10 protein-coding genes are annotated in these 11,511 nt (G+C 66.8%); 3 read left to right on the forward strand and 7 right to left on the reverse strand.

Translation table 11 applies throughout. The features are described from left to right. The coding region (locus tag DBR20_RS11665) for a M13 family metallopeptidase (RefSeq protein ID WP_258223314.1) at positions 1-1,832 on the forward strand (1,832 nt) is incomplete at its 5' end. Positions 1,833-1,928: 96 nt separating this feature from the next. Here DBR20_RS11665 and DBR20_RS11670 read toward each other — a convergent pair. Together DBR20_RS11670 and DBR20_RS11675 are read right to left on the reverse strand one after the other, a co-directional pair. Then, positions 1,929-3,104, reverse strand: coding sequence for an MFS transporter (locus DBR20_RS11670; protein WP_108266277.1), 1,176 nt, complete (start codon positions 3,102-3,104; stop codon positions 1,929-1,931). Next, complete coding sequence (locus DBR20_RS11675) at positions 3,101-4,315, reverse strand: MFS transporter (RefSeq protein WP_108266278.1); 1,215 nt, start codon at positions 4,313-4,315, stop codon at positions 3,101-3,103. The genes DBR20_RS11670 and DBR20_RS11675 overlap by 4 nt, the downstream gene beginning before the upstream one ends. 133 nt (positions 4,316-4,448) lie before the next feature. Here DBR20_RS11675 and DBR20_RS11680 point away from each other — a divergent pair, with 133 nt between their 5' ends. Further along, on the forward strand, positions 4,449-5,036 hold the full coding sequence (locus tag DBR20_RS11680; RefSeq protein ID WP_108266279.1) for a TetR/AcrR family transcriptional regulator: 588 nt from the start codon (positions 4,449-4,451) through the stop codon (positions 5,034-5,036). A 212-nt stretch (positions 5,037-5,248) separates the two neighbouring features. Here the strand turns inward: DBR20_RS11680 and DBR20_RS11685 are convergent, their stop codons facing one another. Beyond that, a complete protein-coding gene (locus tag DBR20_RS11685; protein ID WP_108266280.1) occupies positions 5,249-6,178 on the reverse strand; it encodes an oxygenase MpaB family protein in 930 nt (309 codons plus the stop codon). A 310-nt stretch (positions 6,179-6,488) separates the two neighbouring features. Here DBR20_RS11685 and DBR20_RS11690 point away from each other — a divergent pair, with 310 nt between their 5' ends. Beyond that, positions 6,489-7,103: a hypothetical protein gene (locus tag DBR20_RS11690; protein ID WP_108266291.1), complete on the forward strand. Its 615-nt coding sequence runs from the start codon at positions 6,489-6,491 to the stop codon at positions 7,101-7,103. Positions 7,104-7,142: 39 nt separating this feature from the next. Here the strand turns inward: DBR20_RS11690 and DBR20_RS11695 are convergent, their stop codons facing one another. The 4 genes from DBR20_RS11695 to DBR20_RS11710 all read right to left on the reverse strand — a co-directional run bounded on the left by DBR20_RS11695 (position 7,143) and on the right by DBR20_RS11710 (position 11,400). Beyond that, positions 7,143-7,487, reverse strand: coding sequence for a hypothetical protein (locus tag DBR20_RS11695; protein WP_108266281.1), 345 nt, complete (start codon positions 7,485-7,487; stop codon positions 7,143-7,145). A 32-nt stretch (positions 7,488-7,519) separates the two neighbouring features. Then, entirely contained in the window at positions 7,520-8,290 is a 771-nt protein-coding gene (locus DBR20_RS11700) for a LytTR family DNA-binding domain-containing protein (RefSeq protein ID WP_108266282.1), read from the reverse strand. After that, positions 8,280-9,539 carry a histidine kinase gene (locus DBR20_RS11705; RefSeq protein ID WP_108266283.1) on the reverse strand — a complete coding sequence of 420 codons (1,260 nt, stop codon included), beginning with the start codon at positions 9,537-9,539 and terminating at the stop codon, positions 8,280-8,282. Before DBR20_RS11705 ends, DBR20_RS11700 begins: the two co-directional genes overlap by 11 nt. Positions 9,540-9,750: 211 nt before the next feature. Then, positions 9,751-11,400 (reverse strand): M28 family metallopeptidase, encoded by a 1,650-nt coding sequence (locus DBR20_RS11710; protein ID WP_108266284.1) that lies wholly within the window; start codon positions 11,398-11,400, stop codon positions 9,751-9,753. Between the last annotated feature and the right edge of the window lie 111 nt (positions 11,401-11,511).

Genomic DNA, 11,511 nt, shown 5'->3' on the forward strand with positions numbered 1-11,511 from the left:
TCGCCGAAAAGACCCAGGCCGATACCCGCGCGATCCTGGAAGGTGCCGCCGGCAACGCCCAGGCCAGCGGCGAAGACAAGCTGATCGGCGACTACTACGCCGCTTACATGGACGAGGCCGGCATCGAACAGCGCGGCCTGGCGCCGGTGCAGCCGCAGCTGAAGAACATCGATGCGATCGCCGACAAGGCCGGCCTGGCCCGCGCCCTGGGCGGCGACGTGCGCGCCGATGTCGACCTGCTCAATGCCACCAACTTCTACACCGACCGCCTGTTTGGCCTGTGGGTCTCGGTGGACCTGCTGCAGCCGGACCGTACCGCGCCGTACCTGGTGCAGGGCGGCCTGGGCATGCCGGACCGCGATTTCTACCTGGGCGGTGGCCGCATGGCCGACCTGCGCAAGCAGTACCAGGCCTACATCGCGCAGGTGCTGCAGCTGGCCGGCGTGGCCGACCCGGCCGGCAAGGCGCAGCGCATCCTCGCCCTGGAAACGAAGATCGCCCAAGCGCATGCCACGCAGGAAGAAACCAATGACGTGACCAAGGGCGCCAACCCCTGGACCCAGGCCGACTTCAACGCCAAGGCCCCGGGCATGGACTGGGCCGCGTTCCTGGACGCCTCCAAGCTTGGCCAGCAGCAGGACTTCATCGTGTGGCAGCCCAAGGCCGTGGCCGGCCTGTCCAAGCTGGTGGCCACCGAGCCGCTGGATGCCTGGAAGGACTACATGACCTTCCACGCGCTGGACCGCGCCGCTGCCTACCTGCCGAAGAAGTTCGCCGATGCGCGCTTCGCCTTCCACGGCACCGCGCTGAGCGGTACGCCGCAGCAGAGCGACCGCTGGAAGCGCGCCGTGGATGACGCCAACCATGCCGTCGGCGAGGCCATCGGCAAGCGCTATGTCGAAAAGCACTTCGATGCCAAGACCAAGGAACGTGCCGACGAGATGGCGAAGAACATCATCGCCGCCTTCGCCAAGCGCATCGATGCACTGGCCTGGATGTCACCGCAGACCAAGGCCAGCGCCAAGGCCAAGGTAGCCGGCCTGACCGTGGGCATGGGGTATCCGGACAAGTGGCGCGACTACACCGGCCTGGAAATCCATCGTGATGATCCGCTGGGCAACGCACAGCGCGCCGAACTGTTCGAGTACCAGCGCAACATCGCCAAGCTGGGCAAGCCGGTCGACCACAGCGAGTGGGCGATGCTGCCGCAGACCATCAATGCGATGAACGTGCCGCTGGAAAACCGCCTGGTGTTCCCGGCGGCGATCCTGCAGCCGCCGTTCTTCGACGGCGCCGCCGACGACGCGGTGAACTACGGTGCGATCGGCGCGGTGATCGGCCATGAGATCAGCCACGGCTTCGACAACGCGGGCGCACTGTTTGACGACACCGGCAAGCTGCACAACTGGTGGACGACCGAAGACCTCAAGCAGTTCAACGCGGCGGGCGATGCGCTGGCCGCGCAGTTCAGCAGCTACGAGCCGTTCGCCGGCGTGCACGTCAACGGCAAGCTGACCCTGGGCGAGAACATCGCCGACGTCGCTGGCCTGGGCACCGCCTACGACGCCTACCAGTTGTCACTGCAGGGCAAGCCGGGCCAGACCCTGGAAGGTTTCACCCCCGACCAGCGCTTCTTCCTCGGCTTCGCCCAGGCCTGGCGCAGCAAGAGCCGCGAGCAGGCGCTGCGCAACTCGCTGCTGACCGATGTGCATGCACCGGGCCAGTTCCGCGCGTTGACGGTACGCAACATCGACGCCTGGTACCCGGCGTTCGAAGTGAAGGAAGGCCAGAAGCTGTACCTGGCCCCGGACAAGCGGGTCAAGGTCTGGTGATGTAACGCGAACGGGCGCCGAAAGGCGCCCGTTTCGTTTTCATGGGTAGTCGCCAACCTTGGTTGGCACTTTTCGCCATCCACGCATGGCGTGGATCTATAGCCTGCGCATACCCGCCACGACCAACGTCGCCGCCGCCGCGAACCCGGCCGCCGCCCACAGGTTGGCGTGCAGCCCGAGGCCATCCAGCAGCAGCCCCCCACCCCACGCGCCCAGCGCGATGCCGATGTTGAACACGCCCACGTAAAGTGCCGTAGCGATCTCCACGGCTTTGGGGGCCGCCGTCATCATCCATGTCATCAACCCCACCGATACCCCGCCATAGGCCAGGCCCCACAACAGCAACACCACCACGCCGCTGGCTGGCGCGCCGCCGATCCACAGTAACAACAGCGGTGTCAGCAGCAACCCCAGCGCAATGGCCAGCAGCAACCCGCGCGGACGTCGCGCCGCCAGCAGGCCAACGATGAAGTTGCCGACGATGCCGGCCATGCCATAGGCAAACAGCAGGCCTCCGATCCACGCCGCATCGATGTGTGCCAGCGTGGTCAGCAGCGGCCGCACGTAGGTGAACGCGGTGAAGTGCCCCGCCACCAGCAGCAGGGTGAGCAGCAGCCCCTGCTGCAGGCCGCGGTTGCCCAGCTGCTGCACGAACTGGCGGGCGCGCACCGAGCCGTCCACCGGCAACGCCGGCACCACCCAAAGGTGCAACAGCAGGACGGTTGCACTGAACGCAGCCATCACCACGAAGGCCCAACGCCATCCCAGCGCCTCGCCGATCAGCGCGCCCAGCGGCACGCCCAGCACCGAGGCCGCGGCTACGCCACCGAAGATGATCGAGGTGGCCAGGCCGATGCGCGCTGACGGCACCAGGCGCGCCGCCAGTCCGCCGGCGATGGCCCATATGCCGCCCATGCAGAAACCCACCAGCACGCGCGCGGCCAGCAACCCTCCGATGCCTGGCGCGAGTGCCGAGGCGACGTTGGCCACCAGCAGCAGGCCGAGCAACGCGCACAGGATGCGGCGACGATCAGTGCCACCGGCTGCAATCACCACCAGCGGTGCGAACAGCGCCGCCAGCAGTGCCGGCAGCGAGATCATCAGACCGGCGGTGCCTACGGACGCGCCGAGGCTGTCGGCGATGGGGGTCAGCAGCCCGACCGGCAGCATTTCGGTGGTGACCACGGAGAAGGTGGCGAGGCCGACGGCGGAGATGGCCCACCACGGATGGCGTGGCACAGGCGCCGCGTGCGCGGGAGATGAAGTACTCACGGGACCATCCCTGCAGAGGACGTGGACGAAGCAGAAGTGCGTAGCGCACCCTGCGCGAGCAGGGCAACCAGCAGCACGACACTGCCTGCCACCAACGCGACGACGAAGCCGCTGCGCACACCACCGGCATCGACGCTCTGCCCGGACAACGCAGCACCCAGTGCCACGCCGATGTTCAGACCAGCCAGCAACCAGGTCATGCCTTCGGTGAGACGCCATTCGGGCACGCGCTGTTCGACCAGCGACATCGCTACGATCATCGTCGGCGCGAAAGCCAGCCCGGCCAGCAGCACCGCAGCGGCCAGTGCAGGCAGGGTGCCCACCAACAGCAGCGGCAATGTGGTCAACGCGGTGGCTCCTGCACCCAGCAGCAACAGGCGCTGCAACGGCACCTGCAGCTTCAGCGCACCAAACAGAAGGCCTGCCACGCAGCTGCCAAGCGCGTAGGCCGACAGCACCGCGCTGGCTGCCAGTGGCTGCCCTCGCTGTTCGGCAAAGGCCACGCTGGTGATGTCGACGGTGCCGACGATCACACCCATCGCCAGCATCAGCAATGCGAGCAGGCAGATCTCCGGTTGCCGCAGCAGGGAGCGCGACGGTGCGGCGCCCTCGCAGGTCTGCAACGGCGGTTCAGTACCACGCTGCAGCACCAGCAAAGACACGCCGACGACCAGCAGCAGGGCGGCAGCCAGCACGCCGGCCTGCGGCCATACCGCCACCGACAGCCCGACCGACAACGGCGGCCCGGCGATGAAGGTGACCTCATCGAACACCGTCTCCAGCGAATAGGCCGTCTGCAGTTGCGGGCGGCCGCGGTGGATCGCGGTCCAGCGCGCGCGCACCATCGCCGACACGCTGGGCATGCAGCCGGCCAGCATCGCCGCGGCGAACAAGGTCCAGTCCGGTGCCCGCAGCACTGTACAGGCCAGCAGGAGCAGCAGGCCTGTCGCGCTGGCCGCGGTGGCCCACGGCAGCACCCTGCCCTGCCCATGGCGGTCGACCCAGCGCGACACCTGCGGCGACAGCAGCGCATAGGTGAGCACGAAGGTGGCAGACACTGCGCCGGCCAACGCATAACTGCCGCGCAGCTGCGACAGCAAGGTGATGAGGCCGATGCCGGTCATCGGCAGCGGCAGGCGTGCCAGCAGCCCGGCCAGGGCAAGGCCGGTGGTGCCGGGGGCAGCGAACAGGTCGCGGTACGGGGTGGCCATCGAAATCTCCAGGGCAGCGACTTGCCTGGCGCACGCAGCGCCACGACAATACATACAGAGCGTATGAATAAGAGCCTACATTCATACGCGACGTATGTAAATAATCATGCACTTCGTATGTAAGGAGTTCCGGATGGTCCGTCGCACCCGCGCCGAGATGGAAGAAACCCGCGCCAATCTGCTGGCCACTGCCCGCCGCGTGTTCAGCGAACAAGGCTATGCCGCCACCTCGATGGACGATCTGACAGCCCAGGCTGGGCTGACCCGCGGTGCGCTGTATCACCACTTCGGCGACAAGAAGGGGCTGCTGGCGGCGGTGGTCGTCCAGCTCGACGCCGAGACGGATGCGCGCCTGGAGGCGATCAGCGATGGTGCGGCCGATACCTGGGACGGCTTCGTGCGGCGCTGTGGTGCCTACCTGGAGATGGCGCTGGAACCTGAGATCCAGCGCATCGTGCTGCGCGACGCACGTGCGGTGCTCGGTGGTGCATCACCGGAATCGCAGCGGCACTGCGTGCACTCGATGCAGCGATTGATCGAACAGTTGATCGCGCAGAACGTGGTCGCGCCGGTGGATGCGCAGGCGCTGGCTTCGCTGATCTACGGGAGCCTGGCCGAAGCAGCGTTCTGGATAGCCGAAGGTGAAGATGGCGATGCGCGCCTTCGCCAAGCAACGGCGGCACTGGAGATGCTGTTGCGTGGGCTGAAGTCGACCGGGTAAGGCCTATCCACGCATGGCGTGGATCTACCGTGTGTCATCCGCGCATGGCGTGGATCTACCGTGTGTCATCCACGCATGGCGTGGATCTACCGTGTGCCATCCACGCATGGCGTGGATGCGCCGTGTCATCGGCGCATGGTGCCGGCGTGCAGTAGATCCACGCCATGCGTGGATGCGGCGCCGCGCGGCGGCGCGCCGACCAAGGTCGGCGTCTACCGGGGCAATGCCGGCCACTCGCGCAATACGTCCACCGGCACACCCACCCGTGCGCAGGCACGGGTCGCCAGGCCATCGGGCAGCGCGCGGCGGAACAGCGGCGCCATGCCCTGCATCAGCTTGGCCGACGCCGCTGCCTGCGCACGCTGGCGCGTGCTGCGCTCAAGCATGCCCTCGGCCCAGTCCGGCAGCAGCGCGGCACCGGCGCCGAGGAATATCTCCCGCGACAGACCGGGCACTGGCACCGGCAGACGCACGCCGGACAACACCTGCAGCACTTCGCGCGAGCGTTCGTCCACCACCAGCTCCGGCTGCCGCGCGCAGAAGTACGCATCCACTTCCGCCGCACTGCGCGGCACATCCACCGCGCCCAGCGCTTCGGCCACGCAGCGGTACTCGTCGTAGTAGCGGTCGGCGATCGCGGCAGGCACTTCACGCCCGTAGCGACGATAGCCCTGCAGGAAGCCGTAGGCCTCGGTCACATGCACCCACGTCAGCAGGTGCGGTTCATCAGCGGCATACGGCTCGCCCTGCGCGGTATGGCCGCGGATCTGCGCGTGGATGCGCCGCACCTTGGCCACCAGCGCTTCCACCTCGGCCGCCGGTGCGTAGCTGGTGCCGGCCACGAAGGCGGTGGTGCGGCGCAGGCGGCCGACCAGGTCCTGGCGGAAATTGGAATGATCGTAGACACCGGCCAGTGCGCGCGGGTGCAGGGTCTGCAGCATCAGTGCACACAGGCCGCCGGCCAGCATCGAAGGCAGTTCGGCGTGCATCCGCCAGGTCACACTGTCCGCACCGAACCAGCCGGGATCGCCCAGCGGGTGGTCGTAGTCGATGCCGCTCTGGCCACGCGGAAACGCATCCAGTACCCAGCGTCGGATCGGCGCGGTGACGGGGCGGGAAAGACGGTGCAGCAACGGCGGCATCACGGGTCCAGATCGGCGGAGGGACAGGCCGCGTCCTGCGCGGTCCACCCCAATTCTGGGCGATCACGACAGGCACGGCGAGCCCGGCCGCTCAGCATCGGTTTCATGTGCGCGCGCAGCACGTTTCACCCTGCGACATCTTGTCGCAGGCCGCGCGAGCAATGCTGCGTCGCACAAATATTCACCTGTTCAGACAGAACCCTTGTGCCGCGTGGGCTTGAGGCCATTGCACCGCTCGCTGGAAGTGCTAGAACTGAACCCGCCACACCGTCCACTGCAGATCGCCGCACGTTCCACCAAGGAGCCAGCCATGATTGCTTTGTTCAAGGGTTTGGGATTACTGCTTCGCGACAACGAGCTCTACAGCAGCCCGTTCGAAAAACAGGTTGCGCACTGGCGTACCCTCAGCGAACAGCAGATCCGCGATGAAGTGGCGGTGCTGGCCCAGGCCAAGTGCCAGTGGCTGATCACTTCGATCGTCGGATGGCAGGCGGCCTCGCTGCTGATCCTCGGCCTGATCACCAACTACCTGTGGCGCGACGATTACCACATCACCTTCACCCGCGTGGTCGTGGTGTTCGGCTCCTGGATCTCGATCCTGTTCGTGATCTGGTTCATGGCCAACATGTTCGACGGCACGGCCGGTTTCGAGCGCTGGATGAAGGCCTTCAACAGCCGCGCCCGCATCACCTCCAAGGCCGACAGCGTCGAACACGTGGCTGAAGCGCTGGATCTGGCCGAGCATTATCCGGAAGTGCTGGATTACAAGCAGGCGGTCACCGCCAAGCGCGAGCTGCGCCACGAGGACATCCGCATCATGACCGAGATCGGGCGCATGAAGCAGCACTCCGAACTGGTGGGTCGCCTGAATCATGTCGGTGAAACCGAACACCATCACGACATGACGCTGCAGCCGGCTTACTGAGCCGAACGCAATCCGGGGGGAGCCACAATGCCACCGTGCTCAGTCACGGTGGCATTGTTCTTTCTGCACGTCGCTGACGCACTGGCGGAAGTCCTTCGGCAGGCCACTGACCTGCTCGGTCTTGCCTACTGCCACCGCAAAATGGCGCAGCGGTGGCGTCGCACAGGCAGCGTCGGTGCTGCAGCCCGGGGCCAGCACCAGGTAATGGCATTGCCCACTGCTGCTGGCGATGCATTCAAAACGCGCCACGCCATCGACCACCGTGCTCTTGCTGTACAGCGTGTCCACGCCATTGGCATTGGTGCGGGTGATCGAGGTGTTGCTGGATTTCCCACAGCCGGCGATGGCCAGCACAGCGGCACCTACAAGCAGGATACGGCGCATGTTCGTTCCTCGGTGGATGGCAAAGGCCGCGGCTACATGCCGCGGAACAGGCTCATGAACGGCTGGCTGACCACCAGCGTTTCCGCACGCTGGCGCAGGCGCAGCACACCGCGGCCGGTGTCATCGCGGCTGACCGCTGCGACGGCCTTCATGTTGACGATGGTGGAGCGATGCACCTGGCGGAAGTGCTGCGGATCGAGCACTTCCAGCAGCTCGCGCAGCGGCGTACGCAGCAGGCTTTCGCCGGCAGCAGTGACCACCGTGGTGTACTTGTTGTCAGCGCGGAAATAGATCACGTCGTCGAGCATGATCAGCTGCGTATCGCGACCGTTGCTGGCGGTGATCCAGGCCAGCGGTGGCCGATCGTTGGCGACCGGGCCTGCGCCCAGGCGCTGCAGCAGGCGCTCCAGCACCGCATCATCCTGGCGCGTGGACGGCAGCCGCGAAAGAATGCGGTCGCGCGTGGCCAGCAGCCGCTCGTCGCTGACCGGCTTGAGCAGGTAATCCATCGCGCCCTGCTCGAATGCATCGATGGCGTACTGGTCGTAGGCGGTGACGAACACCACCTGGGTGCGCGGGCTCAGTTCGGCCAACGCCCGCGCCACTTCAATGCCGCTGATGCCGGGCATGCGGATGTCGAGGAAGGCGATGTCCGGCTGCTTCTCGGCCAGCTGTTCCAGCGCACTGGCACCATCCTCGCATTCGGCCACCAGCTTCAGTTCCGGCCACAGGCGCTCGAGTTGCTCGACCAGCGAGTGCCGCAGCAGCTCCTCGTCTTCGGCGATCAACGCTTCAAGCGGCATGGCGAGGTTCCTTGGCCGACTGCGGCAGGGTCATGGTGGCGGCCACACCGCTGGGGAAATTGGCCACGATCGCCACCCCGGCCTGCTCACCGCAGGTCAGGCGCAGGCGCTCGCGCAGGTTCTTCAGGCCGATGCCGGTACCGCTGGTGCCCTGGCCGAAGCCGAGCCCATCGTCGGCGACGGTCACGGTGACGTGGTCATCGAAACCACGGGCGAGGATCCAGACCGTACCGCCACCGGGCTTGGGCTCCAGGCCATGCTTGATCGCGTTCTCGACCAGGGTCTGCAGGGCCATCGCCGGCAGCTTCACTTCGTGCAGTTCGGTGGGCACCTGCACTTCCACCGCCAGCCGGGCGCCCATGCGGATGCGCAGGATTTCCAGGTAGGCACGGGTGCGCTCCAGCTCCACGCCCAGCGTGGACACCGACTCATCCACCTGCGGCAGCGAACTGCGCAGGTACTGGATCAGGTGGCCCAGCATCTGGTCAGCGCGCGCGGGGTCGGTGCGGGTCAGCACCTGCGCATTGGCCAGCGAGTTGTACAGGAAGTGCGGCTCGACCTGCGCGTGCAGCAGGTTCAAGCGCGCGACCGACAGTTCCTTTTCCACCTGGGTCTGTTCGGCAGCGGCCTGCTCGTCGCGGCGCTGGTCGGCCACCCGACGGCTGATCGCGCGGGTCACCGATTCGGCGTTCTCGTAATTACTGCCTTCATCCAGTGCCAGCAGATCGGCCCACCAGCCAGCATCCGGTTCGAACAGCAGGGTGACCGTGCAGGTGCCCTGCCCCGGCGTAACCGTGGCCAGCACACTGTTGCGCTTGATCGCCAGCCGCGCCGGCAGGTTCCAGCGCGATGCCTGGCGGCCGTTCCAGGCATCCACGCGGCGCACATAGGCGCGCACCTGCAGGCTGCCGGCCGAGCTCTCCACCTCTTCCACCCGCGGCAGTTCGCCGACGGCCGCTTCGACCACCGCAAACGCCTGGCCGGCATCCATCGGCAGTTCGATCTGCCGGCGCTGGCGGCCGGACAGCGTGGCGCCATCGAGGCGACCGGCCACCAGCCAGACCCGGCGCACGTGGGTGACCGCGCTGCCCAGCGCGGAGATCATCAGGAACATCACCAGCAGCCCGAACACCCAGCCAGGGCCATCGCGCATGCCGCTGAAGATGCCGCTCCAGACCATGCCGGCAACGAACAGCGCCGCGGCCCAGGCCAACAGGTGACGGATGATGAGGGAGAAGCTGGCGATCACGGCGGCGCCTTGGTGGAAGGGGTGAGCCGAGCATAGAGCGGCCCTTCGCGCAAACAAGCGGTGTGCGACGAAGGCCGGGAAAGGGTGGATGGAAGCCCCGTACGTAGTGCCGGCCGCTGGCCGGCTCCCCATTGCCTCCGCAAGCACCACAGGGTTGCCGGCCAGCGGCCGGCACTACCCGGGAGGCGCCGGGCGGACCCGGCGCCTGCCCTTATTTGCGCTGGTCGGCGCTGGTGTCACGCACGGCGCGGAACGCCTCGTCCTTGCTCCAGTTCGGCCAGGCACGCGAATTGGCCAACTGGTTGCCCAGGGTGTACAGCACTTCCAGGTCGCGGGCGGCGCCGGCGAACACCCAGTCCGGCTGCCACTCGTCGCCCTGCTGGTGGTAACGCTTGGCGGTGTAGTCCTCGGACGCCTTCTTGCCCGCCGCGACGCCACCGTCCACCCAGTCCTGCCCTGCCGACCAGGACAGCGCCGGCACGCCACGCTTGGCGAACGGGAAGTGGTCGGAGCGGAAGAACAGGCCGGCCTCCGGCTTCGGGTCCGGCGTGTAGCGGATGTCCCAGCCCTTGGCCACGTCCTTCAACTGGTCCAGCAGGTCGAAGCGCGCCGCGCCATAGATGCCGAAATCGCGCGACGGACCGAACGGCGCCATGCCATCCATGTTGATCATCGCCACGGTCTTTTCCAGCGGATACAGCGGATGCGTTGCGTAGTATTCCGAACCCAGCAGGCCCTTCTCCTCGGCCGTCACTGCCAGGAACACGACCGAGCGCTGCGGACGCGGCGCCTTGGCGAAACCGCGCGCCAGTTCGATCAGCGAGGCGGTGCCGCTGGCGTTGTCCAGCGCGCCGTTGAAGATGCGGTCGCCGCGTGCATCCGGTTCGCCCACGCCGATATGGTCCCAGTGCGCGCTGTAGATGATGGTCTCATCCGGATGCTTGCTGCCTTCCAGGCGCGCGGCCACGTTGTGCGAGGTGATCACTTCGGTCTTCACCGCGTACTTCGCATCCAGGCTGGCGCCGGCCAGCGTTACCGGAGTGAAGTCGCGCTGCTGCGCCTTCTTCTTCAATGCTTCGAAATCCTGCCCGGCCGCGCGGAACAGTTCCACCGCCAGATCGCGCTGGATCCAGCCTTCCAGCAGCGGGTGGCTGTCGGCTGGGTTGTCGCGCACCACGTCGAACATGGTGTTGGTGTTGGAACCGGCCACCGTGGCCCAGCCATACGAGGCGGGTGCGGTCTCATGCACGATCAGCACACCGAGTGCGCCCTGGCGTGCGCCTTCTTCGTACTTGTACGGCCAACGGCCATACCAGGTCATGCCCTTGCCGTCGAAGTCGCCCTTGCCGGTTTCGAAGTCCGGGTCGTTGATCAGCACCACGGCGATCTTGCCCTTCAGGTCCACGCCCTTGAAGTCGTCCCAGTTGCGCTCCGGCGCCTTCACGCCATAGCCGAGGAACACCAGCGGTGCCTTGCTGATATCCACGGTGGTGGCGCCGTTCATGGCTGCACGCACGGCAATCTGCTTGCCCTGTTCCAGCGTGATGGTCTTGCCGCCCTGCTGCAGCGACAGCTGCGGGGTGCCGACGATGTCGCCCTTGCGCAGCGGCACGGCCTGGGTCCACAGGCGCTTGCCGTCCTTCAGGTCACCACCGGGCTGCAGGCCGGCGTCGGCGAACTGCTTGCTGAGGAAGGCGATGGTCTTTTCTTCGCCGGCGGTGGCCGGTGAGCGGCCTTCATAGGCGTCGGAGGCCAGTTCCTTGACGTCGGCGGAGATCCGCGCGCCATCGAATTTCGGGGTGGCCGCCATCAGTGCGCTCGACACCGACAGGGCCAGCACGCCCAGTACTACTCGCTTCATTGCTCTCTCCAGCAGGGAAATCGTTCTGGAGTGTAAGGGGTTCGCCCGGGCGGCGCCCGGGCGAACCCCTTACACTCCAGAACGATTTCCCTGCTGGAGAGAGCAATGAAG

The sequence above is a fragment of the Stenotrophomonas sp. HMWF023 genome (assembly GCF_003060985.1).
GTDB lineage: Bacteria > Pseudomonadota > Gammaproteobacteria > Xanthomonadales > Xanthomonadaceae > Stenotrophomonas > Stenotrophomonas lactitubi.

Coding starts and splice junctions, on each gene's coding strand:
- DBR20_RS11675 (WP_108266278.1), bottom strand. CDS start 4,315: ATGGCCACCCCGTACCGCGACCTGTTCGCTGCCCCCGGCACCACCGGC.
- DBR20_RS11680 (WP_108266279.1), top strand. CDS start 4,449: ATGGTCCGTCGCACCCGCGCCGAGATGGAAGAAACCCGCGCCAATCTG.
- DBR20_RS11685 (WP_108266280.1), bottom strand. CDS start 6,178: ATGCCGCCGTTGCTGCACCGTCTTTCCCGCCCCGTCACCGCGCCGATC.
- DBR20_RS11690 (WP_108266291.1), top strand. CDS start 6,489: ATGATTGCTTTGTTCAAGGGTTTGGGATTACTGCTTCGCGACAACGAG.
- DBR20_RS11695 (WP_108266281.1), bottom strand. CDS start 7,487: ATGCGCCGTATCCTGCTTGTAGGTGCCGCTGTGCTGGCCATCGCCGGC.
- DBR20_RS11700 (WP_108266282.1), bottom strand. CDS start 8,290: ATGCCGCTTGAAGCGTTGATCGCCGAAGACGAGGAGCTGCTGCGGCAC.
- DBR20_RS11710 (WP_108266284.1), bottom strand. CDS start 11,400: ATGAAGCGAGTAGTACTGGGCGTGCTGGCCCTGTCGGTGTCGAGCGCA.